Source organism: Pseudomonas sp. Sample_24, from assembly GCF_004307605.1.
Taxonomy (GTDB): domain Bacteria; phylum Pseudomonadota; class Gammaproteobacteria; order Pseudomonadales; family Pseudomonadaceae; genus Aquipseudomonas.
On sequence record NZ_RCNW01000316.1, the window covers coordinates 1 to 25,514 of the forward strand.

General features: G+C 59.7%; 23 protein-coding genes. 13 read left to right on the forward strand and 10 right to left on the reverse strand.

The genetic code is table 11. From position 1 onward, the window contains the following. The 3 genes from D8V06_RS16870 to D8V06_RS16880 form a co-directional block, all read right to left on the reverse strand. Positions 1 to 680, reverse strand: a 680-nt coding sequence (locus D8V06_RS16870; RefSeq protein ID WP_177434444.1) for an agmatine deiminase family protein, incomplete at its 3' end; no start/stop codon positions are given. 5 nt (positions 681 to 685) lie between these two features. Beyond that, positions 686 to 1,564 carry an N-carbamoylputrescine amidase gene (gene aguB / locus D8V06_RS16875; RefSeq protein WP_130904485.1) on the reverse strand — a complete coding sequence of 293 codons (879 nt, stop codon included), beginning with the start codon at positions 1,562 to 1,564 and terminating at the stop codon, positions 686 to 688. Between the two features lie 264 nt (positions 1,565 to 1,828). Beyond that, the gene (locus D8V06_RS16880) at positions 1,829 to 4,741 is read right to left on the reverse strand and encodes an aminotransferase (protein ID WP_130931355.1); all 2,913 of its coding nucleotides are present in this window, start codon (positions 4,739 to 4,741) and stop codon (positions 1,829 to 1,831) included. A gap of 130 nt (positions 4,742 to 4,871) precedes the next feature. On the opposite strand from D8V06_RS16880, the gene rfbC reads away from it, so the two are divergent. Genes rfbC through D8V06_RS16900 form a run of 4 tightly spaced genes read left to right on the forward strand, consistent with a single transcriptional unit; the run spans position 4,872 to position 9,147 of the window. Further along, positions 4,872 to 5,417 (forward strand): dTDP-4-dehydrorhamnose 3,5-epimerase, encoded by a 546-nt coding sequence (rfbC, locus tag D8V06_RS16885; protein ID WP_130904487.1) that lies wholly within the window; start codon positions 4,872 to 4,874, stop codon positions 5,415 to 5,417. A 36-nt stretch (positions 5,418 to 5,453) separates the two neighbouring features. Beyond that, the gene (locus D8V06_RS16890; RefSeq protein WP_056852532.1) at positions 5,454 to 7,262 is read left to right on the forward strand and encodes an ATP-binding protein; all 1,809 of its coding nucleotides are present in this window, start codon (positions 5,454 to 5,456) and stop codon (positions 7,260 to 7,262) included. Further along, entirely contained in the window at positions 7,259 to 8,653 is a 1,395-nt protein-coding gene (locus tag D8V06_RS16895) for a sigma-54 dependent transcriptional regulator (RefSeq protein WP_130931356.1), read from the forward strand. Before D8V06_RS16890 ends, D8V06_RS16895 begins: the two co-directional genes overlap by 4 nt. 38 nt (positions 8,654 to 8,691) lie before the next feature. Continuing rightward, on the forward strand, positions 8,692 to 9,147 hold the full coding sequence (locus D8V06_RS16900) for a YiiD C-terminal domain-containing protein (protein ID WP_130904489.1): 456 nt from the start codon (positions 8,692 to 8,694) through the stop codon (positions 9,145 to 9,147). A gap of 135 nt (positions 9,148 to 9,282) precedes the next feature. Here D8V06_RS16900 and cysQ read toward each other — a convergent pair whose 3' ends face one another. Together cysQ and nudE are read right to left on the reverse strand one after the other, a co-directional pair. Then, a complete protein-coding gene (gene cysQ / locus D8V06_RS16905; RefSeq protein WP_130904490.1) occupies positions 9,283 to 10,110 on the reverse strand; it encodes a 3'(2'),5'-bisphosphate nucleotidase CysQ in 828 nt (275 codons plus the stop codon). Next, positions 10,107 to 10,673 (reverse strand): ADP compounds hydrolase NudE, encoded by a 567-nt coding sequence (nudE, locus tag D8V06_RS16910; protein WP_034148495.1) that lies wholly within the window; start codon positions 10,671 to 10,673, stop codon positions 10,107 to 10,109. The genes cysQ and nudE overlap by 4 nt, the downstream gene beginning before the upstream one ends. An 89-nt stretch (positions 10,674 to 10,762) precedes the next feature. Between nudE and yrfG the strand changes: the two genes are divergently transcribed. After that, complete coding sequence (gene yrfG, locus D8V06_RS16915; RefSeq protein ID WP_056852122.1) at positions 10,763 to 11,425, forward strand: GMP/IMP nucleotidase; 663 nt, start codon at positions 10,763 to 10,765, stop codon at positions 11,423 to 11,425. 146 nt (positions 11,426 to 11,571) lie between these two features. On the opposite strand, the gene lysM is transcribed toward yrfG, so the two are convergent. After that, complete coding sequence (gene lysM / locus D8V06_RS16920) at positions 11,572 to 12,021, reverse strand: peptidoglycan-binding protein LysM (protein ID WP_056852121.1); 450 nt, start codon at positions 12,019 to 12,021, stop codon at positions 11,572 to 11,574. A 130-nt stretch (positions 12,022 to 12,151) separates the two neighbouring features. On the opposite strand from lysM, the gene D8V06_RS16925 reads away from it, so the two are divergent. The 4 genes from D8V06_RS16925 (at position 12,152) to D8V06_RS16940 (ending at position 17,167) form a co-directional block, all read left to right on the forward strand. Further along, on the forward strand, positions 12,152 to 13,039 hold the full coding sequence (locus D8V06_RS16925) for a LysR family transcriptional regulator (RefSeq protein WP_056852120.1): 888 nt from the start codon (positions 12,152 to 12,154) through the stop codon (positions 13,037 to 13,039). A gap of 92 nt (positions 13,040 to 13,131) precedes the next feature. Further along, entirely contained in the window at positions 13,132 to 13,971 is an 840-nt protein-coding gene (gene fdhD, locus D8V06_RS16930) for a formate dehydrogenase accessory sulfurtransferase FdhD (protein WP_130931357.1), read from the forward strand. Beyond that, complete coding sequence (locus D8V06_RS16935) at positions 13,968 to 16,316, forward strand: FdhF/YdeP family oxidoreductase (RefSeq protein ID WP_130931358.1); 2,349 nt, start codon at positions 13,968 to 13,970, stop codon at positions 16,314 to 16,316. The genes fdhD and D8V06_RS16935 overlap by 4 nt, the downstream gene beginning before the upstream one ends. A gap of 359 nt (positions 16,317 to 16,675) precedes the next feature. Further along, positions 16,676 to 17,167: a glycine zipper domain-containing protein gene (locus tag D8V06_RS16940; RefSeq protein WP_056852117.1), complete on the forward strand. Its 492-nt coding sequence runs from the start codon at positions 16,676 to 16,678 to the stop codon at positions 17,165 to 17,167. Positions 17,168 to 17,228: 61 nt separating this feature from the next. Here D8V06_RS16940 and D8V06_RS16945 read toward each other — a convergent pair whose 3' ends face one another. The 3 genes from D8V06_RS16945 to D8V06_RS16955 all read right to left on the reverse strand — a co-directional run bounded on the left by D8V06_RS16945 (position 17,229) and on the right by D8V06_RS16955 (position 21,082). After that, complete coding sequence (locus D8V06_RS16945) at positions 17,229 to 17,648, reverse strand: thioesterase family protein (protein WP_130931359.1); 420 nt, start codon at positions 17,646 to 17,648, stop codon at positions 17,229 to 17,231. A 144-nt stretch (positions 17,649 to 17,792) separates the two neighbouring features. Then, positions 17,793 to 19,019, reverse strand: a complete 1,227-nt coding sequence (locus tag D8V06_RS16950; RefSeq protein WP_056852115.1) for a 3-hydroxyacyl-CoA dehydrogenase — start codon at positions 19,017 to 19,019, stop codon at positions 17,793 to 17,795. Between the two features lie 134 nt (positions 19,020 to 19,153). Beyond that, positions 19,154 to 21,082 (reverse strand): RecQ family ATP-dependent DNA helicase, encoded by a 1,929-nt coding sequence (locus D8V06_RS16955; RefSeq protein WP_130931360.1) that lies wholly within the window; start codon positions 21,080 to 21,082, stop codon positions 19,154 to 19,156. 361 nt (positions 21,083 to 21,443) lie between these two features. Here D8V06_RS16955 and D8V06_RS16960 point away from each other — a divergent pair, with 361 nt between their 5' ends. From D8V06_RS16960 to D8V06_RS16980, 4 genes are all read left to right on the forward strand, one after another. Next, the gene (locus D8V06_RS16960) at positions 21,444 to 21,725 is read left to right on the forward strand and encodes a hypothetical protein (RefSeq protein ID WP_056852113.1); all 282 of its coding nucleotides are present in this window, start codon (positions 21,444 to 21,446) and stop codon (positions 21,723 to 21,725) included. 101 nt (positions 21,726 to 21,826) lie between these two features. After that, on the forward strand, positions 21,827 to 22,954 hold the full coding sequence (locus tag D8V06_RS16965) for a hypothetical protein (protein ID WP_056852112.1): 1,128 nt from the start codon (positions 21,827 to 21,829) through the stop codon (positions 22,952 to 22,954). Between the two features lie 467 nt (positions 22,955 to 23,421). Further along, the gene (locus tag D8V06_RS16975; RefSeq protein WP_082557510.1) at positions 23,422 to 23,592 is read left to right on the forward strand and encodes a YhfG family protein; all 171 of its coding nucleotides are present in this window, start codon (positions 23,422 to 23,424) and stop codon (positions 23,590 to 23,592) included. Next, a complete protein-coding gene (locus tag D8V06_RS16980; RefSeq protein WP_130931361.1) occupies positions 23,592 to 24,206 on the forward strand; it encodes a putative adenosine monophosphate-protein transferase Fic in 615 nt (204 codons plus the stop codon). Before D8V06_RS16975 ends, D8V06_RS16980 begins: the two co-directional genes overlap by 1 nt. Positions 24,207 to 24,302: 96 nt before the next feature. Here the strand turns inward: D8V06_RS16980 and D8V06_RS16985 are convergent. Further along, positions 24,303 to 25,514 (reverse strand): phosphoenolpyruvate carboxykinase (locus tag D8V06_RS16985; protein ID WP_130931362.1); only part of this gene is annotated, 1,212 nt, incomplete at its 5' end.

Sequence of the window (25,514 nt, forward strand, 5' to 3'; positions counted from 1 at the left end):
GGACGCACGTAGCAGCAGAAGTTATCCACATGGCCGTCGGTTTCATCGTTGAACAGACCGTCCGGCAGCCAGATGATTTTATCCACAGCCAGGTTGGCACTGAGCACCGCTTCGATTTCCGCGCGGTTCATGTGCGGATTGCGATTGCGGTTGAGCAGGCATTCTTCGGTGGTGATCAACGTGCCTTCGCCGTCAACGTGGATCGAACCACCTTCGAGCACAAAGCCTTCGGTGCGATAGCGCGGGCTGCGCTCGATCTCGAGGATCTTGCCGCCCACCTGCGAGTCGCGATTCCATGGCGAATACAGGCCACCGTCAAAACCGCCCCAGGCGTTGAAATCCCAGTTCACGCCACGGACTTCGCCGTTGTTGTTGATGACGAATGTCGGGCCGGTATCGCGGACCCAGGCGTCGTCGCTGGACATCTCGACAACGCGGATATTCGGCACGTCCAGGCGGGCGCGGGCGTTTTCATACTGGCCGGCGGAAACCGCCACGGTCACGGGTTCGAAACGGGCAATGGCCTTGGCTACCGCGACGTGCGCGGCTTGCGCCGGTTTGCCGCCCAGGCGCCAGTTGTCCGGGCGCTCGGGCCAGACCATCCAGGTCTGGGTTTGCGGTGCCCACTCGGCCGGCATGTAGAAGCCGTCTGCGCGAGGGGTGCTGTTCAAAGTGGTCATGGCAGTCAGGACTCCAGGGATCCGTCGAGGGTTTTGATAGCACCATACAGGTTCGGACGGCGGTCGCGGAAGGAACCCCAGGCGCTGCGAGTGTGTTCGAGTTTGTCGAGGTCGAAACTGTGGACCAGTACGCCCTCTTCGGTCTCGTTGAGTTCTTGCACCTTCTCGCCGAATTGGTTGGCGATAAACGACGAGCCGTAGAACGTGATGTCGTAGCCGTCCTGTTCCTCGTTGCCAATGCGGTTACTGGCAATCAGCGGCATCAGGTTGGCGCCGGCGTGGCCCTGTTGCACACGCTGCCAGTGATCACGGGACGAAATGGTCTTGTCGTGCGGTTCGCTGCCGATGGCGGTCGGGTAGAACAGGATTTCCGCACCTTGCAACGCCATGCTGCGCGCAGCTTCAGGGAACCACTGATCCCAGCAGATGCCCACGCCGATTTTCGCGTAGCGGGTGTTCCACACCTTGAAGCCGGTATCACCCGGGTTGAAGTAATACTTCTCGTGATACCCGGGACCGTCCGGAATGTGGCTTTTACGATAAATCCCGAGGTTGCTGCCGTCGGCATCGATGATTGCGATGCTGTTGAAACGCGCGCGACCGGCCAATTCGTAGAAGCTGATCGGCAGCACCACTTGCAGTTCCCTGGCGACTTTCTGGAAATGCTTGATCGCGACGTTGTCTTCCACCGTCGTAGCCAGTTGCAGGTAATCCGGATTGGGCTTCTGGCAGAAGTACGGCGCCTCGAACAGTTCCTGGATCAGGATGATCTGTGCACCTTTGGCGGCGGCTTCACGGACCAGCCGTTCAGCCACTTCGATGTTGCCTTCAAGGTCCCAGGAACAGGCCATCTGAGTGGCGGCGACGGTAACGATACGGCTCATGGATCATCTCCGGGCAAGTGCGTGACGTTCGGGCATGGTTGATCCACGCCCTGGCAATGGCGACTTTATATCCGATAAAAATCTGCTTTTAAAGCGATAAATATGCCTTACGTCTAAAAATACCCACTTAAACCCGATAACAATCGAACTAAAACCCCAAAAACTGTAGGAGCGAGCCTGCTCGCGATAGCGGTTTTTCAGCCACGAATTCTGTGACTGTCACAACCTCATCGCGAGCAGGCTCGCTCCTACAGGGGGCCGTGTTTACAGGCCTTCCGACAACACCCTCGAGAGCATGTCGACAAAGAAATCCACGCTCTGGCGCGAAGTCACCATCGGCGGCTTGATCTTCAGGACGTTGAGGAAATCACCGGTCGGCTGCATGAAAATCCCCAGCTCACGCAAACGATCGCACAGCGCCGTGGTTTCTTCGGTGGCCGGCTCCAGGGTCTCGCGATTGCGGATCAACTCGACCCCCAGATAAAACCCGGACCCATGCACGGCACCCACCAACGGATGAATATCGATCAGCGCTTCAAGGCGTTCCTTGAAGTACCCGCCAACGACCTGGGCGTTTTCCCAGAGTTTTTCTTCCTCCATGACATCCAGCACCGCCATGCCGACCTGGCAACTGACCGGACTGCCGCCCGCCGATGAGAAGAAATAGCCCTCGGCCTCCAGCGCTTCGGCGATTTCCCGGCGAGTGATCACCGCGCCCAAGGGCTGGCCGTTGCCCATGCCCTTGGCCATGGTGATGATGTCCGGCACCACGCCCTGCTCTTCGAACCCCCAGAAGAAATGGCCCATGCGGCCGTAGCCGACCTGCACTTCGTCGGCGATGCACACACCGCCCTGGGCGCGAACCATTGCGTAAACCTGCTTCAAGTAACCCGGCGGTAGCGAGATACCGCCGGCATTGCCATACACCGGCTCGCAAATGAAACCGGCCAGTTGGCGCTTCTGTTCGGCGATTTTCGCCAGGTTGTGTTCGACGCTGCGCACGTAGTCCGGCGCGCTGTCCGGCCCACGGAATTCGCCGCGGTAGGTATTCGGGGCGGTCACCGGATGCACCCAGTCCGGACGGCTGCTCAAGGCCTTGGGATTGTCGGCAATCGACGTCGACACCGCGTCAGCACCCACCGTCCAGCCGTGATAGGCCTCAAGCACGCTGAGCATGTCGCGACCGCCGCTGTAAGCCCATGCCAGACGGATCGCCAGATCATTGGCCTCGCTCCCGCTGTTCACCAGGAACACGCGGTCCATGGAATCCGGCGCCAGTTTCAGCAATCGCTCGGAAAACTCCGCGACCGCGGCATAGTTGAACCGCGAGTTGGTGTTGAGCAGCGACCACTGACGGCTGGCGACCGCGGCCATGCGTGGATGACCGTGGCCGAGCACCGCGACGTTGTTGAGCATGTCGAGGTAGGAACGGCCCTGCATGTCGATCAGGTGATTGCGCCAGCCGCGCTCGATACGCGGCGGGTCGACGTAATAGTGTTTTTGTGTGCGGGCGAAACTGGCGTCGCGGCGGGCCAGCAGGGTTTGCGAGTCGAGCTCTATTTGCGCATCACAGGCCAGGCCCAGCAATGCTGCCGGTGACGGACACAATGCCTGCCACGCGGCCGCACGCGACGGCGTGCAAAACAACGGCGCACTGAACGAAGACCCTCGGCACAACTGCACGATCAGCGGTCCGCTGACCGAGCCCAACACCTGGCCTTTGACCAATGCCGCACCTGCATGCAATGACGGCGTGACACCCCAGAGCCGCACGCACAGTTGCGGACCGTCGAGTTGCAGCACATCCGGCAACGGCTGGTGAACCACGCCGGCAAAGGGTGCCTCGATCGTCGTGCCCGCAGGCACCCGCAACTCGACGTGCAACGGGCAAGTGTCCGGTTCGGCGGCGCAATCCGGACGGGTGCGGGACAACCGGTATTGCCCGTACCGACTGGCCGCCAGACCGTGGACGGCGGCAGCTTCGTCGAGCAATCGCTGATCGGTGCCTGCTTGTTCCCAGTTCCCCGCTTCGAAGTGCGGGCTGAGAACGCCCAGGTCAATCAAGGCAAATTCACGCCCGACCAGGCTTGGCAGCAACGGCGCAAAACCTTCACTGCCAATGTCCGGCAGGTTCTGGCCAACCGCCGTCAGGATGGCCGCTTCCATCAGCGCCAGCGGCACCGAAGTCGCCACGCGGAAAATCTCCCACTCGTGGCTCAAATTATCGCGGCTGTAGGTGTTGCCCGGATCGATGCTGACCTGCTGTTCACCGCTGAGTACCAATACCGCGGCACGGGCGACGATCAGCGGCCACAACGCCAGCAACTCCTCGTGGGTCAGCGGATTCACCGCATGATAGGCCTGCACCGCCGGCAGTATGCAGAACGGATCGCCTTCGCCGTGATGCAACAGCGCCGCGCAAGTCACCGACAAGTCAGTGATGCGCCAGGTGCGCACCAGATCGCCGAAATCGATCACGCCTTGCAACTGCCAATGACGCTGGGCATCACGCTGCCACACCACGTTGTCATCGGTGATGTCCATGTGAATGGCTTGCACAGGCAGCTTGTCTTCCAGGGGTTGCAGACGGCGTTCTGCCTGTTCCGCGGCTTCGGCGATCAGCCGGCGCTGGTTGTCGTCCTGGATGACCGGCAACAAATGCGCGATCAGGGCCTGCGCGTGGCGCGCATCCCATTGCAGCGTGCGCACCAGCCCCGGATGGTCGAAATCCGCCAGTGCCAGGTCCATCTCGCCGCACAAGCGACCGAAACCGGCCACCACCGTGGAGTTGAAGTATTCGAGGTGGGTCAGCGACTGGCCTTCGATGTAGTCCAGCAGGCGCACATGTACCGCCTGGCCCGCGACATTCAACGAGAGTAGATCCGCACCGTTTTTGGCAGCGATCACTCGTGGCACATGCACGTCGGGGTGCTGCGCCAAATGTTTGAGCCCGGCATGCTGGGCCTGTAACTCCAGTGCCGAGTAGTCTCCGCGACAGATTTTCAGAACAAACCGGCCCTGCTCGCTATCGACGCGGTAGTTGAGGTCCTGCTGGCTGCCAAGGGCCTGCAATCTGCCGCTCAGTCCGTAATGCTCCTGCAACAGCTCTAGCGCTTGCTCCGCAGACACTTGCGGGCTGGGCAAACTGGCGCGATGAATCAACGTGGCGAGCGGCATACAACGACCCCTGAAATGTTTTTAGGCGCCTATATCGCCACTGCCGAAGACGATACGCAACCCCCACCCCTCGCTTCGATCGGCCCCTTGCGCAAGAATGTCGGGCATTAGCCCATTTCTGGAGAAAGCCATGAAAGCCGTCACCACCGACCTGCCCGGTGTGCTGATCCTTGAACCCACCGTCATGGGCGATGAGCGCGGCTTTTTTTTCGAGAGCTTCAACACCCGCGCTTTTCAGCAAGCAACGGGGCTGGCCCCCACGTTCGTCCAGGACAATCATTCCCGCTCGAAGAAAGGCGTACTTCGAGGCCTGCATTACCAGTTGCAAAACACTCAGGGCAAATTGGTGCGCGTGGTCATTGGCGAAATGCTCGACGTGGCTGTGGACATCCGCCGCAGCTCGCCCCACTTCGGCAAGTGGATTGCGGTGCGCCTGTCCGCCGAAAACCGTCGCCAACTGTGGATTCCCGAAGGTTTTGCTCACGGCCTGGTGGCGTTGAGCGAGGTTGCCGAGTGCCTCTACAAAACCACTGACTATTACAACCCGGCCGCCGAACACAGCATCCGCTGGAACGACCCGGACCTGGCCATCGATTGGCAACTGGACTGCGCACCACAACTGTCGCCCAGGGATCAGAATGCAACACTCTTCAAGGACGCCGACGTCTTTGCCTAGGCATAATGCGTCGATATCCACAGGCGCTCGATGCTCATGACTCCGACCCTCCCCCGCAGACCCCGCTGGCGCAGCCTGGCGCTGCTGGCATTGTGCCTGGCGCCGTTGCTGTGGCCGCTCGAGCATCTGGCCGAGCGCTACTACCGCAGCGAACTGGCCGGGCAAAATCGCCAGACCCTCGACCTGTACGTCGCCAACCTGCTGGGCACTTTGCACCGCTACGAAGTATTGCCACAGATTCTCGGCGATCTGCCGGCCCTGCGCGCCGTACTCGGCGCTCCCGACGATAGCGTCACCCAGGGCAATGCCAATCGTCTGCTGAAAAACATCAGCACGCAGACCGGCGCCGAAGTCATGTACCTGATGGACACCACGGGCAAGACGCTGGCCGCCTCCAACTGGGACAAGCACGACAGTTTCGTCGGGCGCAATTTCTCCTTCCGCCCGTACTTCAGCGAAGCGATGGCAGGGCGCCTGGGACGTTTCTTCGGGCTGGGCACCACCTCGGCCAAACGCGGCTATTTCTTCGCCGCAGCGGTGCGCAATGGCGAGAAAATCACCGGTGTGCTGGTGGTCAAGGTCGACCTCGACCACACCGAAAGCCTGTGGGGCAAAACCCCTGAACAACTGCTGCTGACCGATCACAACGGCGTGGTGATCCTTACGTCGCGGCCGGAATGGCGCTTTCGCGCGACCCGACCGCTGAGCGAAGAAGAGCGCAAGGCAATCAGCGCGATCCAGCCCTATCCAACCCGTGATCCGCGACCGTTGAAACTCAATCCAAACGCCTGGCTGACCCAGTCCCAAGCGATTGCAGAAACCGGCTGGAACGTCAGCATCCTCGCCCCTCGCACCCTGATCGACCGCCCGGTGCGCACCGTCGTGGCCATCGGCGGCGCCACGCTGTTGGTGTTGATGCTGCTGCTCGGCCTGATGATGCAGCGTCGCCGTCACTACCTGGAACGTATCGCGTTCGAAGCCAAGGCCCGGCGCGAACTGGAAGGTCGGGTGGCCGAGCGAACCAGCGATCTGGAAGGCCTCAACCGTCGCCTGAAACAGGAAGTGCTGGAACGCGAGCAGGCTCAGCAGGACCTGGTGCGCGCCCAGGATGACCTGGTGCAGGCCGGCAAACTCTCGGCGCTGGGCACCATGTCAGCGAGTATCAGCCACGAACTCAATCAACCGCTGGCCGCCATTCGCAGCTACGCGGAAAACGCCGAAGTGTTGCTCGACCATCAACGCACCGAAGATGCCCGCGGCAACCTCAAGTTGATCAGCGAACTGACCGGGCGCATGGCGTCGATTATCGCTCACTTGCGGGCCTTCGCCCGTCGCGACCGCCACGCGCCGGAAAGCGTGGCCTTGCAACCGGCGCTGGACGATGCCCTGGCCTTGCTGGCCAAGCGTCGACGCAGCATGGAAGTCGAGTTGATCCGCGACTTGCCTGCCGCGACATTGTGGGTCGAAGCCGGTGAAACCCGTCTGCGCCAAGTGCTCGGCAACCTGCTGGCCAATGCACTCGACGCCCTCACGGAAAAAGGTCCGCCACGCAAACTATGGCTGAGTGCCCAGACCACTGCCGATGGCGTCCACCTGTACATTCGCGACAACGGCCCCGGCTTTTGCATGGAAGCCCTTGGTCGCGCCAGCGAACCCTTCTACACCACCAAGACCCGTACTCAGGGGCTTGGCCTGGGCCTGGCCATTTGCGAGACGCTGATGCGCGCCTTCGGTGGTGAACTGTCGTTCGCCAACCACAAGGAGGGCGGCGCGCTGATTACCCTGAAGCTACGCGCAGGCGCACCCGGTGTGAGCCTGCAACCGTCCGAGGACCGAAGTGCATGACCATCGACAATCGCATTCAGGTCGTGTTGATCGACGACGATCCCCACCTGCGCCAGGCCTTGAGCCAGACCCTCGATCTGGCCGGCCTGAAAATCCTGCCGCTGGCCGAAGCCAAGGGCCTGGCCGGGCAACTGGAACGTGACTGGCCGGGTGTGGTGGTCAGCGACATTCGCATGCCGGGCATGGACGGTCTCGAACTGCTGACCGAACTGCACGCCCAGGACCCGGAGCTGCCGGTACTGTTGATTACCGGTCACGGCGACGTGCCGCTGGCGGTGCAAGCCATGCGCGCCGGGGCTTATGACTTCCTGGAAAAACCCTTCGCCAGCGACGCCCTGCTCGACAGCGTGCGCCGCGCCCTGGCCCTGCGCCGGTTGGTGCTGGATAACCGCAGCCTGCGTCTGGCACTGAGCGATCGCAATGAGCTGAGCACTCGCCTGGTCGGGCATTCGCCGTCGATGCTGCGCCTGCGCGAGCAGATCGGCGCATTGGCGGCGACCAAGGCTGACGTGCTGATCCTCGGCGAAACCGGAGCCGGCAAGGAAGTCGTCGCGCGGGCGCTGCACGACCTGTCGAGCCGGCGTAACGGCCCGTTCGTGGCGATCAATGCCGGGGCGCTGGCCGAATCGGTGGTCGAAAGTGAACTGTTCGGCCATGAACCGGGCGCTTTCACCGGCGCGCAAAAGCGTCGCATCGGCAAGTTCGAATTCGCCAACGGCGGCACGCTGTTCCTCGATGAAATCGAAAGCATGAGCCTGGATGTGCAGGTAAAACTGCTGCGTCTGCTGCAAGAGCGGGTGGTCGAACGCCTGGGCGGCAATCAATTGATCCCGCTGGACATCCGCATCATCGCCGCCACCAAGGAAGACCTGCGGCAATCAGCCGATCAGGGCCGTTTCCGCGCCGACCTGTATTACCGCCTGAACGTCGCGCCGCTGCGCATTCCACCGCTGCGCGAGCGCGGTGAAGATGCGCTGGTGCTGTTCCAGCATTTTGCCGATGAAGCCAGCGCTCGCCATGGCTTGCCGCCCCATGAACTGCAGCCGGGGCAACGTGCACTGCTGTTGCGCCACACCTGGCCCGGCAATGTGCGCGAACTGCAAAACGCTGCCGAACGCTTCGCCCTCGGCCTGGAACTGGCACTGGACAACAATGAGCCGCAGGGCGCCGTCGGGACCGTGGTTGAAATGGTCAGCGGAGGCTTGAGCGAGCAAGTGGAAAACTTCGAGAAAACCCTGATTGCCGCGGAACTGGCGCGCTCGCACAGCTCGGTGCGCAGCGTTGCCGAAGCCCTTGGCATTCCGCGCAAGACCTTGCACGACAAACTGCGCAAACACGGTCTGAGCTTCGCCGACAGCGGTGCCGCCAGCCACACCGACGACCTCGATTGAGCCTCGTCAAACCATCAACTGCCAATAAGAGGCCCTGAATGAGCCGCGAAAGTCGTCAACTGGAATCCGTCCTCCACCACGACATCCCCCTCACCCGGGATATGGGCCTCAAGGTGCTCGACTGGCACGATCAGCAACTGCGCCTGCACTTGCCACTGGACGCCAACGTCAACCACAAGAGCACCATGTTCGGCGGCAGCTTGTATTGCGGCGCCGTGCTGGCCGGTTGGGGCTGGCTGCATTTGCGCCTCAAGGAAGAAGGCATCACCGACGGGCACATCGTGATTCAGGAAGGGCAGATCAGTTATCCGCTGCCGGTGACGGGGGATGCCAATGTCATTTGCCAGGCGCCGGATCCGGTGATCTGGAAGAAATTCCTGACCACGTTCCAGCGATACAGCCGAGCGCGATTGACGCTGCATACGCGGGTCTTCAATGAAGGCCGTGATGAGGATGCTGTGAGGTTTACCGGACAATATGTATTGCACCGTTAAACTTGCGGGCAATGAACAACCCTGTGGCGAGGGAGCTTGCTCCCGCTCGGCTGCGCAGCAGCCGTAAACAACGGAAATGGGGCCGCTTCGCGACCCAGCGGGAGCAAGCTCCCTCGCCACAAGTAAACTTGAAACTCAGGAGCGCGCGAGTTCCAGCAACCGCTCGCGCCATGCTGCCTTCGCCGGCAACGCCAGGAAGAACTCATTCAACAGCGATTCCCGCGCCGGATAACAGAACCGCGCGCCGCTCAAATCCAGCACCTCACCGCCCGCGCCTTCAAGCACACCTTGCGCCGCCGCGGTATCCCATTGCGAAGTCGGTGCCAGACGCGGGTAAAAATCCGCTGCGCCTTCAGCCAACAGACAAAACTTCAGCGAGCTGCCGATGTTGGCCAGTTGCAATTCGCCAAGGCTGGCGCTCAACCCTGCCAACAAACGCTCCTGTTCCGGGCTGGTATGGCGGCGACTGGCAACCACGGTGAACGGCTGACCGGGAGCCAAGGCATCGCGCACCTGGATCGCCACCGGCGTAGCGCCTTTATCACCCCGCCACGCGCCGAGCCCGGCACCGCCGACATAGAAGCGTCCATTGGTCGGCATCGACACCACGCCGAACACCACTTGGCCGTTTTCAATCAGGGCAATGTTCACGGTGAACTCTTCGCTGCCGGCAATGAACTCCTTGGTGCCGTCCAGCGGATCGACCAGCCACCAACGCTGCCATCCCGCACGCACGCTTTGCGGGATATTGGCATCCTCCTCTGACAGCACCGCAATGCTCGGGTCCAACGCCGTCAGCCCAGCCAGAATCAGATGATGAGCCGCCAGGTCTGCCGCCGTGACAGGCGAGTCATCGGATTTGGCCGTCACCGCTGTGCCAGTTCGCCAAAACGGCAGGATCGCTTCACCGGCCTTCAGGGCCAGTTCAATCACGGGGGCCATCAATGGGTGAGGGAACGTCATGGCAAAAACACTCCACGCTGAGTCAAAAGATCACGGGCCAGATACAGCGCCGCCAAGGCACGGCCTTCGGTAAATTGCGGGTTTTGCGCCAGCGCCGACAACTCGCGCAGGTTGACTTTGCCCAGGCCCATCGGCTCCGGTTCGTCACCTTCCAGACGCTCTTCGTAGAGATCGGTGGCCAGCACCACCTGGATTTTCTGGCTCATGTAGCCGGGCGACAGCGACAACTCGGTCAGATGCTCCAATTGCCGCGCGCCAAAACCTGCCTCTTCCTTGAGCTCGCGCTCAGCTGCTGCGAGTACGTCTTCGCCCGGCTCGATCAGGCCTTTGGGCAGCGATAATTCGTACGCATCCGTGCCACCGCAATACTCCTCGACCAGCACCGCGTGATCGGCATCGAGCATCGCCACGATCATCACCGCGCCATACCCTGCACCCTTTCCAACCAATCGCTCATAGGTGCGCTCAACGCCATTGGAAAAGCGCAGTTTCAGCTCCTCAACGCAGAACAAACGGCTGGTGGCGACAATCTCGCGGGCGAGGATGGTGGGTTTCTGGCGCATGAGCGGCTCCTTGGCGTGAACGGGTTACTATACCCGGCCTATCCTGATTGTTTACCTCGGATATCTTTTTACCGCTGGAGAAGTTTTTTATGTCCCTGCTGCCCTGGCGCGACATCGACACCGTTCTGCTGGATATGGATGGCACGCTGCTGGACCTGCATTTCGATAACCACTTCTGGCTGGAGCATTTGCCCCAGCGTTATGCAGACCTGCACGGCGTGAGCCGGGCCATGGCCGAGATGGAGTTGCAACCGTTGTTCGAGCGCCATGCCGGTCAGTTGCAGTGGTACTGCCTGGATTTCTGGAGCGCCGAACTGAAACTGTCGGTGCGCGACCTGAAACTGGAAACCGCTCATCTGATCGCCCTGCGCCCGGACGCGGACACGTTCCTGGCGGCGATCAAACAGGCCGGCAAACGCGTGGTGCTGATCACCAACGCACACCGCGATTCGCTGTCCTTGAAACTGGAAAAAATCGAACTGGCGCCCTACTTCGAGCGGTTGATCAGCTCACACGATTACGGTTTCCCCAAGGAAAACCCGCAGTTCTGGGAGGCGTTGCAGGCCGACATCGACTTCGACCCGGCGCGCAGTCTGTTCATCGATGACACCCTGTCGATCCTGCGCAGTGCGCGAAACTTTGGCGTGGCGCATTTGCTGGCCGTAAAAGAACCGGACAGCCGACAAGGGCCGAGGGATACGGCGGAGTTTGCGGCAGTTGAGGATTATCGGGATTTGATTGCCGGGCTTTGAGACCTTGTGGCGAGGGAGCTTGCTCCCGCTCGGCTGCGCAGCAGGCGCACTTCAGCTGACATGATCTATCAGAAAGAACACATCAGCCGGATTGGGAGTGCTTCGCACGCCAGCGGGAGCAAGCTCCCTTGCCACGGGTTTTGTTTTTACTCGGGAATCCGCAACGACTGCCCCGGATAGATCTTGTTCACATCCTTGAGCATCGGTTTGTTCGCCTCGAAGATTTTGTTGTACAGGTTGGCATTGCCATACACACGCAGGGAAATGGCGCTCAAGGTGTCGCCCTTCTCGACCACGACGAACTTGGCGGCCACGACCACAGGTCCAGTAACAGTGATCTGGTCGTCAACAGCGCTGACACCGGCAACGTTGCCCAACGCCAGGAGGATCTTTTCTTTCTCTTCCTGGCTGTTTGCTTCGCCAGTGGCGATGACTTTATCGCCTTCGACCTTGACCTGGATCTTTGAAGTGTCGATCCCTGTCAGCGCGCTCTGCACGTGTTTGGTCAACGCTTCACTGTTGGCTTCAGCCTTGTCGGGCGTCAGTGCATCGAGGATTTTTTCACCAGCTTCTTTCAGAAAACTGAACAGGCTCATCGTGTGCTCTCCTTGGGAATTGATTGTTCCAGACACAAAAGCCTAGACCACCGCCGTCACTTGCGAATCCAACCCGACCAATGACCCCGCTTGCGATAGAATCCGTAGCTTCCCGACCCCTGGAGCGAAGATGGACATCAAGCAGCTGAAATTCCTGATCGCTCTCGACGAAACCCGGCACTTCGGCCAGGCCGCCGCGCGTTGTCACATCACCCAGCCGACGCTGTCCATGCGCCTGCGCAGCCTTGAAGAAGAGCTTGAGCTGCCACTGGTCAATCGCGGGCAACGCTTCGAGGGCTTCACCGCGCCGGGCGAACGCGTGCTGGCCTGGGCGCGGACCGTGTTGGCCGCCTATGACGGCTTGTACGCCGAGGCAGCGGCCTGTCGCGGCAATCTGGTGGGGACTTTGCGTTTGGGAGTGGTGCCGCTGTCGAGCTTCGATCCGCTGCCGTTGATGCAACGCCTGCACGCCGAACACCCGAACCTGCGCTTTGAACTGTCGGCGCTCAGCTCCGAACAGATCCTCGAACAATTGGCGAACAATCGTCTGGATCTGGGAGTTTCCTATCTGGAACGCCTGGACGGCGAACACTTCGACTCGCTGGCCTTCAGCGAAACCCGCATGGGTCTGCTCTACGATCAGCGATTCTTCAGCTTTGGCGAGGCGCCGCTGAGTTGGGAGTCGCTGATCGAATTGCCGCTGGGCATGCTCACCAGCGGCATGCACTTTCGCCAGTCCATCGATCACAACTTCCACAGCCGTGGCCTCACCCCGCAGCCCCTGTTACAGACCGACGCCGTGCATCAACTGTTACAAGCTGTGCATGGCGGCCTGTGTTGTGCGGTGATGCCGCTGGAGGGTGGTCTCGAAGGCCTGACCGAGCACTTGCGCCTGCAACCGATTGCAAATGCCCAGACGCTCGGCCGGCTGGGGTTGATCATGCGTCGCAGTGCTCCACGCTCGGCTTTGGCAGAAGCTTGCTTTGCGATCTATCAACAATCGTTGACCCAAGCTTGATCGACGGCATCTATCGGCACATCAGTAATAGCGATTAGACGCGACAGTTTGCCGCGCCTAGTCTTAAAGCTGACCAAACCGTCGGTGATGCCATGAAAGCCAAGCGCCCTGCCTGCGCGGCGCCTGCCCTCGAAACGCCCGCGCCCGCCGCCAGCCAGACCTATAGCTACAGCAATCTTGAATATTCGGAATCGGACAGCACAGCGCTGGCCGAAGAAGTCGCGTTGGCGATTGCCTATAACGGCATCAGCCAAGCCGTGATGCTGGTGACGCCGACTGACCTCGAAGACTTTATTGTCGGCTTCAGCCTGGGCAGCGGCATCATCGAGGACGCCAATGATATTTATGATTTGCAGCTCAGCGGTTCAGGGTCAGCTCAATACGCGCAAGTGACCATCGCCAACCGTGCGTTCTGGAACCTCAAGCAGCAGCGTCGGCAACTGGCCGGCACCAGCGGTTGCGGCCTGTGCGGCGTAGAAGCGGTGGAGCAGGCCCTGCCGGATCTCAAAGTGTTGCCCGGCGCCCCGCTACCGCCCGCCGAATGGCTCGACGGCCTGCGCCAGCGCATCGGCGCGTTCCAGCCTTTGGGCCAGCATTGCGGTGCAGTGCATGCCGCGGTGTTCATGAATGACCAAGGCGAATTGTTGCTCGGTCGCGAAGATATTGGCCGGCACAACGCCCTCGACAAGCTGATCGGCGGACTGGTTCGCCAGAACATTTCGATTGAAGGCGGGCTGGCGATTGTCACCAGCCGTTGCAGTCTCGAATTGATTCAGAAAGTCTTGCGCGCCGGCATCCAGACCCTGGTCAGCCTGTCGTCACCCACGGGCCTTGCCGTGCAGTGGGCCCGTCGACACAACCTCAACCTCATCCATTTGCCACAGAAAAATGCGCCACGGGTTTACAGCCCTGCTTTGGAGAATCAAGCGTGAGTCAACACCGTCAAGCCGACCAGACACCCGTTCCTCGCTACAAACCCTACAAAGGTCCGGCCGGTGGTTGGGGCGCACTGATCAGCGTCGCCCAGGCCTGGTTGACCAGCGACAACGCGCTGAAAAACCTGCGCATGATGCTCAAGACCAACAAGAACGGCGGCTTCGACTGCCCCGGTTGTGCCTGGGGCGATTCCAATGAAGCCGGCATGGTGGCGTTCTGTGAAAACGGCGCCAAAGCGGTGAACTGGGAAGCGACCAAACGCCGGGTCGATGGCAAGTTCTTCGCCAGACACAGCGTCACTTCCTTGCTGGAGCAGAGCGACTACTGGCTCGAATATCAGGGCCGTCTGACCGAGCCGCTGCGTTACAACGCACAAACCGATCGCTACCAGCCCATCAGCTGGGACGAAGCCTTTGCACTGATCGCCAAACACTTGAAGGGCCTGTCGAGCCCGGATCAGGCCGAGTTCTACACCTCGGGGCGGGCCAGCAACGAGGCGGCTTTTCTTTATCAATTGTTTGTGCGCGCCTACGGCACCAACAATTTTCCCGACTGCTCGAACATGTGCCACGAGGCCAGTGGTGTTGCGTTGTCGCAAAGTGTCGGTGTCGGCAAAGGCACCGTAACCTTCGATGACTTCGAACACGCCGATGCGATTTTCGTCTGGGGACAGAACCCTGGCACCAACCACCCGCGGATGCTCGAACCGCTGCGTGAGGCGGTGAAGCGTGGCGCACAAGTGGTGTGCATCAACCCGCTCAAGGAGCGCGGCCTGGAACGTTTCCAGCATCCGCAACACCCGATCGAAATGCTCACCAATAGTGACAAGCCAACCAACACCGCGTACTTCCGCCCGGCACTGGGCGGAGACATGGCGATCATGCGCGGCATGGCCAAGTTTCTGCTGCAGTGGGAACGCGATGCGCAAAAGACTGGCGCGCCGGCGGTGTTCGACCACGACTTCCTCAACGAGCACAGCGTCAACGTGCTGGACTACCTGGCTGTCATCGACGACACCCCGTGGGAGCAGATCGTCGCGCAATCCGGCCTGCCGCTGGTGGAAATCGAGCAAGCCGCGCGCATGTACGCCAAGGGCAAGAACGTCATCATGTGCTGGGCGATGGGCATCACCCAGCATCGCCACTCGGTGGCGACCATCCAGGAAATCGCCAACCTGATGCTGCTGCGCGGAAACATCGGTCGGCCGGGCGCAGGCCTGTGCCCGGTGCGCGGCCACAGTAACGTGCAGGGCGACCGGACCATGGGCATCAACGAACGTCCGCCGGTGGCGTTTCTCGATGCGCTGGAACGGCGCTTCCAGTTCAAGGTGCCCCGTGAAAATGGCCACAACGTGGTCGAGGCCATCCACGCCATGGCCGAAGGCCGGGCGAAAGTGTTCATTGCCCTGGGCGGCAACTTCGCCCAAGCCACCCCCGACAGCACTCGGACCTTCCAGGCCCTGAGCAATTGTGACCTGACCGTTCAGATCAGCACCAAACTCAACCGCAGCCATTTGGCTCACGGTAAAGACGCGTTGATTCTGCCCTGCCTGGGCCGCACCGACATCGACCGGCAAACCGAAGGCCCGCAAGCGGTGACCGTCGAAGACTCGTTCAGCATGGTCCATGCCTCCAATGGTCAACTGGAGCCGCTGTCGAACCAGATGCGCTCTGAGCCGGCAATCCTCGCCGGCATCGCCGCCGCAACCCTGGGCAGTCATCCGGTGGACTGGAACTGGCTGGTCGGCGACTACCGCCGCATCCGCGACCTGATCGCCGAGACCATTCCCAACTTCAAAGACTTCAACGAAAAGATCAAGAACCCGGGCGGCTTCTACCTCGGCAACAGTGCCGGTGCGCGCAAGTGGAACACTGCGTCAGGCCGGGCCAATTTCAAACCGAACCTGTTGCCCAAGGACCTGGTACACGAACGCACTCGCGCCACCGGCAAGCTGCCGGACCTGATCATGCAATCGATGCGATCGCACGATCAGTACAACACCACGATCTATGGCCTCAACGACCGTTATCGCGGAGTGAAGGGTCAGCGCGATGTGTTGTTCGTTAACGAAGCCGACATCATTCGCCTGGGCTTCAAACCGGGGCAAAAGGCTGACATCGTTTCGCTCTGGGATGACGGCGTCGAACGCCGGGTGAAAGGCTTCACGCTGCTGGCATTCGACATCCCGGCCGGGCAGGCGGCGGCGTACTACCCGGAAGTGAATCCGTTGGTGCCGCTGGAAAGCACCGGGGACGGTAGTCATACGCCGACGTCGAAATTTGTGGCGATCCGCCTGGAAGCGGCGAGTGAGAGCGGGTTGATCATGGCCAGGTCGGCGTAACGCGACGTCTGATCTGCCCCCATCGCCAGCAGGCTCGCTCCCACATTCGATCTTCAGTGAACACATCATTGGTGTTCGACGGAAATCCACTGTAGGAGCGAGCCTGCTCGCGATGGCGCCGGACGGTTCAATCCATGTTTCAATACTGTCGAAAAATTTCCAAACGCCCACAAAAAAGGCCGTTTTCTAACGAAAACAGCCTTTGCGAAGTAGTAAAAGACCGGCGAAAAACAGTTAAGTTCCGCCCAAAAAACAGCAACTTATAGAAATGTGCTGAAGTCGTGTTACTCGTCGGATTTCGATTGTCACACCTCTGACACAGCCTCAGGATCGCGTCGTCATCCCCTTGAGGTTCCTCCATGAAGTTCTCCTCGATTCTCTTGTTGTCCCTTGGCCTGGTCAGTGGCATTGCCTCTGCCGGCGGCACCACCGAAGCAGGTGTGGGCGGCGCATTGGGCGGGGTTCTAGGCTCAGTCGTCGGCCAATCGATTGGCGGCAATACAGGTTCCACTATCGGCGCGGCCCTGGGCGGCGCGGGTGGTAGCGCAGTTGGCGCAGACAAACGCAGCCGTGGCGAAGCCGCCATTGGTGGTGCGTTGGGCGCGGCTGGCGGTAACGTGGTCGGCCGCAGTGTGGGCGGCACCACCGGCAGCCTGATCGGCTCCGCAGCAGGCGGCGGCGCCGGCGGCGCGCTGGGTAACTACATGGGCAACAAGAGCGATGACGACGACGATGACGATCGCCGTTATCGTGGCCATGATGATCGTCGTTACTACCGTGACGGTCACCCGGGCCGTGGCCATGCCTATGGTCATCGCAAGCACCACAAACACTATCGCCATCGCGACTGACCGAAGAGGTCTCGCTGGTAACGAAATCGCAGCCCGAAGGCTGCGATTTTTTTTGCCGGTGTTACAACACCAGACGCTCCAGTGCCTCGCGCAAACCGGCCGGAATCGCCACCGGCTGATTCGAAGCGCGGTCGACAAACACATGCACGAAGCGACCCGCTGCGCAGGCTTCGTCCTCTCCTTGCTTGAACACCGCCAACTCGTACTGGACCGAGCTGTTGCCCAGTTTTGCGACCCGCAACCCGATCTCGATCCGCTCCGGAAAAGCGATGGAAGCAAAGTAATCGCAGGCTGAGCTCACCACGAACCCCACCACTTCGCCGTCATGGATATCCAGACCACCGACTTCGATCAGGTAAGTGTTCACCGCCGTATCGAAGAAGCTGTAGTAGGTGACGTTATTGACGTGACCGTAGGCATCGTTGTCATGCCAGCGGGTGGTGATGGGCTGGAAGTGTCGGTATTCGGTGCGTTGCGGCATCTGCGTTGCTTCCTGGGGCTTGAACTTCGATTTTAAAGTGAAACCGCGTCGTGATCATCGCTGGCAAGCCAGCTCCCACAGACCACCACTAACCTTGTGGGCGCTGGCTTGCCAGCGAAGGCGCCCTCCCAGGCATCCCATCGATCACCTGTCGGCAAACCCTTTACCCGCCGCCGCCAGTTCGCCTATCAACCGCGCCGGGCTCCAGTGATCCCCCTGGCGGGTCTCCAGCGCCAGCAAACGCTGATGAATATCCGCCAACCCCTGCTGGTCCGCCCAAGCCATTGGCCCACCCTTGTCGGCCGGGAAGCCGTAGCCGTTGAGGTACACCAGATCGATATCGTGGGCGGACTCTGCGATGCCTTCCTGAAGAATCTTCGCGCCTTCATTGACCAGGGCCAGCAGGCAGCGCTCGAGGATTTCTTCCTGGCTTATTTCGCGACGATGAAAGCCCAAGCCTTCGCTGACTTCCAGCACCAGCGCATCGACCTGCGGATCGTGTTCGGCCTGACGGCTGCCCGGCTCATAGTGATAAAACCCGTTGCCGCTCTTTTGACCGAAACGGCCCAGTTCACACAGGCGGTTATCCACCTGAACCTCTGGCGCATCCTGCCCCACACCCGACAGTTTCCGGGCGCGCCATTGCAGGTCGACACCGACGACGTCGAACATGCGGAACGGCCCCATGGCAAAACCGAAACCTTGCAGCGCCGCATCCACCTGATAGGGATAAGCCCCCTCCAGCAGCATTTTGCGCGCTTCGAGTACATAGGTATTGAGCATGCGGTTGCCGATGAAGCCGTCGCAATTGCCCGCCACCACACTGACCTTGCCCATGCGCTTGCCCAGCGCCAGCGCTGCCTCAAGTACCGCGGGAGCGGTCTGGGCACCGCGGACGATTTCGAGCAGTTTCATGATGTGCGCGGGGCTGAAAAAATGCAGGCCCAGGACTTGCTGAGGGCGACCGGTGACAGCAGCGATTGCGTCGATGTCCAGCGCCGAGGTGTTGCTCGCCAGAATGGCTTCAGGTTTGAGCAGGCTATCGAGTTCACGGAAAATCGACTGCTTGAGTTCCAGGTTTTCGTAAACGGCTTCGATCACCAGGTCAACGTCACGGATGGCCGCATAATCAGCCGCGCTGGTGACCCGGGCAATGCGGGCATCGGCCTCGGCCTGATTGATTCGCTCCTGCCGCACGCTGTGGGCGTAGGTGTCCGCGACGGCAACCAGTGCCTGCTCAAGCATCTGCGGATTGTTGTCGACCCACTGCACCGCTACGCCGGCGTTGGCCAGGCACATGACAATGCCACGGCCCATGGTGCCCGCGCCGATCACGGCTGCGCGCTGAATGTCGAACGGTGTCTGGCTCATATCTTGTTCTCTTGTTGGCGATCCAAAGACAGCCCTCACCATAGTCAGCCACCACGCTTTTTTGAAATTTATTCCTGTGATGAGCGACATTCAGCGGATGGATGCGTCCCAAGACATTCGCCAATCCCTGCAGGTTAAAGGTGTGACTGGGACCAGTTGCGCACCTCGGCATACGGATACTCCTCCAGCACCGCAAATCCCGGAATCGTGCGGGCCTTGAGCTTGGTAAACAGCGGCACACTGATCCCGCACAAGAACCGCGTCACTCGCTCAGCCGACGGCATGCTGCCCGTGTGCTGCTCATGCCTGTGGATAAACTCGCCGCACAGCGCCTCGAAGTGTTTATCCACAAGTGCCGGCAGCTCCGGCGGTGCCGGTAGCCGGGCGACCTGACCGTGACACACCGAACAATGCCCGCACTGTTGCGGGGCATTGCTGTCGCCGAAATACTCAGCCAATCGAAATCCCAGGCAACGGTCGGTGGCGAACAGATCCAGCATCGCGTGTATCCGCGTGATTTCGGTGTGTTCATGCTGAGTGAAACCGGCGTGAAGTTCAGCGCTGAGTGCCTGGGGGTCGAAATCTGTTTTCAGCAGGGTATAGACCTCGGTCATCAACTTGCTTTCAAGCTCGACCCAGCCCTTCTCCTGGAAGTAATCCAGCGCCTTGACCACCCGGTTGCGCTCGGCCTGATGTTGCTCGTACAGCGCGTCGAAATTCACCGTGGCCCAGCTGCGCGCTCGCTTTGAGGTCTGGATGATCGCCGCGACGAAATCCCTGCGCTCGCCTTCGAAACGAGCCAGCAACGCTTCGGGTTCCTCCAGGTATTTGAAACGGTACTCAGCGTAATAGGCGTAACGCGGGGCGATGATTCCACGAAGCTCCAGTTGCACCAGCAAGGTCTTGAGCGGGAGCTGGCGAATATTGCTGTTGTCCGCCAAGGGCCCCAACAGAAACTCCCACTCCCCTTGCGGCGCGCACGCTTGCAACTCGTCGAGTACATGGCGGATACCGTCGAGCTCAGGGGTATCGCCGTAAACAAAGTTTTCCAACACGTTGAGGCTGTCGCGGTTGGCCAGCACCAGGCAATCGGACGGCTGACCGTCACGCCCGGCGCGGCCAATTTCCTGGCTGTAGTTTTCGATGGATTTGGGCAAGTCGAAATGCACGACGTTGCGGATATCGCTCTTGTCGATGCCCATGCCGAAAGCGATGGTGGCGACGATGCAATTGGACTGCCCGCCCATGAAACGCTTCTGGATGCCATCGCGCTGCTCGTGGGGCAAACCGGCGTGATAAGCCTCGGCCTGAATGCCATGGCGTTGCAAGTGTTCGGCAATATGCTCGGCGGTTTTTTGCAAGGTGACGTAGACGATACTCGGCTGTCCGGGACGTTCGCTCATCCATTCAACGAGGCGCCGTCGCTTGTCCTGACCGCGCACCGGTTCTACCCAGAGATTGAGGTTCGGGCGATAGAAACCGGTGGTCACCACGTCTTCGGCAGCGATGGCGAATTTCGCCTGCATGTCGACGATGACCTTGGGCGTTGCGGTCGCCGTCAGCAGCAGCACTTGCGGGATGTTGAATTGCCGCTGATAGTCCGGCAGCTTGAGGTAATCCGGGCGGAAGTTGTGGCCCCACTCCGAGATGCAGTGCGCCTCATCCACCACCAGCAACGAAATCGGCACTTGCTGCAGGAAATTGCGGAAACGCTCGTTCTTCAGGCGTTCCACCGACACCATCAGGATCTTCAATTCGCCGGACCTGGCGCGGGCCATCACCTCGCTGGCGTCATCGCGACTCTGCGCCGAATCGATACTGCCCGCCGCAATGCCGTGGCGTTGCAGAAACGCTAATTGATCCTGCATCAACGCCAGCAACGGCGAAACCACCAACGTCAGGTGCGGCAGCAGTACGGCCGATAATTGATAGCACAGGGATTTGCCGGAACCGGTGGGAAAAATCGCCGCCGCCGAGCGCCCCGCCATGATGGCGTTGAGCGTTTTTTCCTGACCGGGTCGAAACTGTGGATAACCGAAAACCTGTTCCAGGGTGTTGTGCATAAGCTGTCACTCCGTTGACCGCTGCGATGAGCAAAGCCTAGCCGGCGATCGCAGCGAGTCGAGAAAAGGTCGGGGCAAAAAACGATACGGGATGATACAGCGGATGGCTTGCATGGATTGCACGGCTTGCGGGAAGAGGTCAGCCCAATCACCACAGAAGCCGAAACAACCTACAGCGTCTGAGGCACCATCAACCAAGACGTAGTCCATTTCCTTATTAGCCAATAAAAACCCTACAAAACCTGTCGACCTCAGCCGTCTTGTCGCACCACACCACGCCCTTCTATAGTCACCGGCGCGGCTGAAACCAGTGACTCGGCCTGCCGGGAACACTTGCCGCTTTCGCACAGGACGCAACTCAATGACGCTCCCCGATCCTCCGACCGACCGCTATCGTCCCCTCAAAACCAGTTACAGCGAATCGCCCGTCCTCGTCATCGACACCACGGCCAGCACCGGCGACATCCTCGACGCCGCGCATCAACGCCTGCGGGCAGCCAGCGATTTGCTCGAAACGCTTTATTGCTTGTGCTTCAAACAGGCCGACGTTAAAGACATCCCTCACATCGTGAATGCGCTTTATCTATTAACGCAGGATGGCTGCCAACTACTGGAAGTTGCAAAACAAAGAATAAGACATTAAAGCCAAAAACAAATACTACAACCCCGGTAACAACTAACCACTTCATAATCCAATTTACTCAAACTAGTCTGCAGGCTCTTAAAACAAAACAGAGCAGCACAATGACTACATTAACTATTTTCTTTTGCGGTACCGGTTCGACCAAATTCGACAACCAAAACCCAACTTACTGGAATGGCGAACTGGTTTCGGCACTCGCCTCCCATCATGCTGGCAGAGAATTTGCCGAATGGATCGTGGTCGACGGCCCCGGTACCAGCAACCTGCAAGCTGATGAGCTGTTCACTCAATCCAAGGACTATGGCTTGAGCGGCACCTTGTTCGGCAAGGGCTGGGAGGAGAACGTCAAGCACGCCATCAACATCATCAAAGGCCAATGTGACTGGCAACGTGAAAAGCTGACCGAGACCGAATACAACCGCCTGAAGGCAGCCGGCATTCCAATCGAAGACGTGATCGTCGAAGGTTCCTGGCTGTGGCGTAAATATAACTACGGCGACCGCAGTGTGACCCAGCAGAAGTTGCAAGAACAAATCATCAAAACGTTTCGCAAGGACGGTGTTATTCCGACCAAGGTCAACTTGGTAGGCTGGAGTCGCGGCGGCATTAGTTGCCACATGCTGGCCAATGCCATGTTTAACGACAGCGAATTGAAGAACATCCCGGTCAATATTTTTGCGATTGATCCGGTACCGGGCATCGGTAACTTTCAGGAAAGCAAAGTAAAACTGAGTGCCAACGTAAAAGAATATGTCGGCTTCTACGCCCGAGACGAGCGCTCCAAAGGCTTCAGCTGTGTCATCCCGCAAACGGCCACCGGCACCCGAACCCACATCTACCCGATGCCCGGCCGCCATGGCACGCTGGTTGGCAACGCCGCAGCAGACGGGGTCAGCGGCCCTAAAGTGCTGGCCGAACCCGGCCTGATCGTCCGTCACTTTGCCGAAGTGTGCCTGAAGCGCTGGGGCGTGCCGCTGGACAAAACCCTCAACCTGAGCGCGGCCGACCTGCAGAACCACCACAACGCCATGGTCAGCGCCGCCGCGAAATACAAAGCGATGGAGAAGTGCTCGTACACCTACTTCACCGAATTGGACCAGGGCGAGCGTTACGTTTCACTGGGCAGCAATGGGGTCAGGTTCTCGGCAGTGAAAGGCACGATCTATGTGCCGGCAGCCGGGCTGAGCAATGACCTTCTGGATGTGGCTTCGTACCAGCATATTCGTTGAGATGGCGGGCGCGGGATGGTGGAAAGCGCGAGAACACTCTTCGCGAAAATTCCCATGGAAAGGGCCTAGCCGAGGTTCGGCCCGATCCTACAAGCGGGGACTCCTTATCGTTCCCACGCTCTGCGTGGGAATGCCTCAAGGGACGCTCCGCGTTCCAGCTCTCGAAAGGGACGCAGAGCGTCCCGGGCTGCATTCCCACGCAGAGCGTGGGAACGATCAAACGGTGACGTGGAAGACATCCCGCACATCACCCACGCGCTCTACCTGCTAACGCAGGACGGCTGCGACCAGCTGAAAGTCGCCCAACAACGCATGCTCAACTGGAAAGCGCCAGGCTAAAGTGGAGTGAACAGATCGTTCCTACGCTCTACGTCGGAACGATCATCCTCCGCGAAGCATCAAAAATACCGGTCTATCGACCGGATCGTTTGAGCTACACTTGGGCATTGCACAAAGAGGCAGATGTCATGAGCGAACTGACTTTTCAGCAAAAACAGGATTATTACGACAAAGTGCGCCGTTCAAATTACTTGGCGAGCTTGCGTCTTGAAGGCTTCGACACTTCCCGTGCCGATGCTGAAAAACCGCTCCCATCGCGGGAGGCGGTACTCAATAAATATCGTCAGAATCCTCGTTAATGATGGATAAATACGGGGTCGGTCAAGACCCCTACTGCTACCCTGGTAGCGACGTGCTGCGTAACCTGCTCAACATTCATGATGAAGAGCAACTACACAAAGCAGAGCGAGAACTCTCAGAAATCGCCGTCAGCAAATTCCGCCTCCTCCCCCCTCCGTACGACCTCAGCCTTTTACAGCATATTCATAAATCCTTGTTTTCCGATGTCTACGAATGGGCGGGACTATTGAGGACAGTGAATATCCAGAAAGGAGATACACTTTTCTGCGCAGCAGACCGAATCGCCCCTGAAGCCGAAAAGATTTTTCGCGTCATGGAAAATGCCGCGTGGTTCGAAGGCGCCAGTAAAGCAGAGCTCATCGTCAAGGTTGCTGAAACGTATGGTGATTTAAATGTGATTCATCCTTTTCGCGAAGGTAACGGTCGGGCTCAACGGATCCTGTTTGAGCAAATCATCATCAATGCAGGGTTTGCTGTTGATTGGTGGCTGATCAAAGACAGCGCATGGATTCCCGCGAACATTGATGCGGTCACCTGCGATTACAGTGGCCTCCAAACTATTTTCGAGCGTTGCATTGGGGATCAGCTGAACATGCCACCACTACTGAATTGACCATTTCTATATTGGCAGTTGTGCGTCTGACGGTTAAACAGCACCCACAAAAAAGCCGCCCCGAGGGGCGGCTTTTTCATTGCATCAAACCAACACTTACAACTTAGGACCAGCGGCCTTGATTGCATCGCTCACTTCGAACTTCTTGAAGTTCTCGATGAACAGGCCGGCCAGTGCCTTGGCGGCTTCGTCGTAGGCGGCTTTGTCGGCCCAGGTGTTGCGTGGGTTCAACAGGCCAGTCTCAACGCCCGGTACGGCCAACGGCACGTCGAGGTTGATGGTGTCCAGGTGCTCGGTTTCGGTACCGATCAGCGCGCCGCTCTGGATCGCTGCGATCACCGCACGGGTGGTCGGGATGTTGAAGCGCTTGCCGACGCCGTAGCCACCGCCGGTCCAGCCGGTGTTGACCAGGTAAACCTTGGAGCCGAAGCCGCGGATGCGCTTGATCAGCAGTTCGGCGTATTCGCCGGCTGGACGCGGGAAGAACGGTGCGCCGAAGCAGGTCGAGAAGGTCGACTTGATGCCGCTGCCCGAACCCATTTCAGTCGAGCCCACCAGTGCGGTGTAGCCGGACAGGAAGTGGTAGGCCGCTTGTTCTTCGTTGAGGATCGACACTGGCGGCAGCACGCCGGTCAGGTCGCAGGTCAGGAAGATCACAGCGTTCGGCTCGCCACCGAGGTTCTTCTCGGAACGCTTGGCAACGTGCTCCAGCGGGTACGCGGCACGGCTGTTCTGGGTCAGGCTGACATCGGCATAGTCGGCGTGCTTGGCATCGTCGATGACGACGTTTTCCAGGACCGCGCCGTGCTTGATGGCTTTCCAGATAACCGGCTCGTTCTTCTCGGACAAGTCGATGCACTTGGCATAGCAACCGCCTTCGATGTTGAACACTACGCCCTCGCCCCAACCGTGTTCGTCGTCACCGATCAGGTAACGGCTTTCGTCGGCGGACAGGGTGGTTTTACCAGTGCCGGACAGACCGAAGAACAGGGTCACGTCGCCTTCTTCGCCGATGTTGGCGGCGCAGTGCATTGGCAGCACGTCAGCGGCCGGCAGCAGGAAGTTCTGCACCGAGAACATGGCTTTCTTCATTTCACCGGCGTAACGCATGCCGGCGATCAGCACTTTTTTCTGTGCGAAGTTGATGATCACGCAACCGTCGGAGTTGGTGCCGTCACGCTCAGGCACGCACTCGAAGTTGGCAACGTTGAGCACTTGCCATTCTTCACGGCCAGCCGGGTTGTACTGGGCCGGGTTGATGAACAGGCAACGACCGAACAGGTTCTGCCAGGCAGTCTGGGTGGTCAT

What these genes read in the sequence shown, in the direction of transcription:
- yrfG (WP_056852122.1), top strand. Translation starts at nt 10,763, where the DNA reads ATGTCCCTGCTGCCCTGGCGCGACATCGACACCGTTCTGCTGGATATG.
- D8V06_RS16945 (WP_130931359.1), bottom strand. Translation starts at nt 17,648, where the DNA reads ATGCCGCAACGCACCGAATACCGACACTTCCAGCCCATCACCACCCGC.
- D8V06_RS16960 (WP_056852113.1), top strand. Translation starts at nt 21,444, where the DNA reads ATGACGCTCCCCGATCCTCCGACCGACCGCTATCGTCCCCTCAAAACC.
- D8V06_RS16900 (WP_130904489.1), top strand. Translation starts at nt 8,692, where the DNA reads ATGAGCCGCGAAAGTCGTCAACTGGAATCCGTCCTCCACCACGACATC.
- lysM (WP_056852121.1), bottom strand. Translation starts at nt 12,021, where the DNA reads ATGAGCCTGTTCAGTTTTCTGAAAGAAGCTGGTGAAAAAATCCTCGAT.
- fdhD (WP_130931357.1), top strand. Translation starts at nt 13,132, where the DNA reads ATGAAAGCCAAGCGCCCTGCCTGCGCGGCGCCTGCCCTCGAAACGCCC.
- D8V06_RS16965 (WP_056852112.1), top strand. Translation starts at nt 21,827, where the DNA reads ATGACTACATTAACTATTTTCTTTTGCGGTACCGGTTCGACCAAATTC.
- D8V06_RS16890 (WP_056852532.1), top strand. Translation starts at nt 5,454, where the DNA reads ATGACTCCGACCCTCCCCCGCAGACCCCGCTGGCGCAGCCTGGCGCTG.
- D8V06_RS16880 (WP_130931355.1), bottom strand. Translation starts at nt 4,741, where the DNA reads ATGCCGCTCGCCACGTTGATTCATCGCGCCAGTTTGCCCAGCCCGCAA.
- D8V06_RS16925 (WP_056852120.1), top strand. Translation starts at nt 12,152, where the DNA reads ATGGACATCAAGCAGCTGAAATTCCTGATCGCTCTCGACGAAACCCGG.
- rfbC (WP_130904487.1), top strand. Translation starts at nt 4,872, where the DNA reads ATGAAAGCCGTCACCACCGACCTGCCCGGTGTGCTGATCCTTGAACCC.
- aguB (WP_130904485.1), bottom strand. Translation starts at nt 1,564, where the DNA reads ATGAGCCGTATCGTTACCGTCGCCGCCACTCAGATGGCCTGTTCCTGG.
- nudE (WP_034148495.1), bottom strand. Translation starts at nt 10,673, where the DNA reads ATGCGCCAGAAACCCACCATCCTCGCCCGCGAGATTGTCGCCACCAGC.
- D8V06_RS16955 (WP_130931360.1), bottom strand. Translation starts at nt 21,082, where the DNA reads ATGCACAACACCCTGGAACAGGTTTTCGGTTATCCACAGTTTCGACCC.
- cysQ (WP_130904490.1), bottom strand. Translation starts at nt 10,110, where the DNA reads ATGACGTTCCCTCACCCATTGATGGCCCCCGTGATTGAACTGGCCCTG.
- D8V06_RS16980 (WP_130931361.1), top strand. Translation starts at nt 23,592, where the DNA reads ATGATGGATAAATACGGGGTCGGTCAAGACCCCTACTGCTACCCTGGT.
- D8V06_RS16895 (WP_130931356.1), top strand. Translation starts at nt 7,259, where the DNA reads ATGACCATCGACAATCGCATTCAGGTCGTGTTGATCGACGACGATCCC.
- D8V06_RS16950 (WP_056852115.1), bottom strand. Translation starts at nt 19,019, where the DNA reads ATGAGCCAGACACCGTTCGACATTCAGCGCGCAGCCGTGATCGGCGCG.
- D8V06_RS16975 (WP_082557510.1), top strand. Translation starts at nt 23,422, where the DNA reads ATGAGCGAACTGACTTTTCAGCAAAAACAGGATTATTACGACAAAGTG.
- D8V06_RS16940 (WP_056852117.1), top strand. Translation starts at nt 16,676, where the DNA reads ATGAAGTTCTCCTCGATTCTCTTGTTGTCCCTTGGCCTGGTCAGTGGC.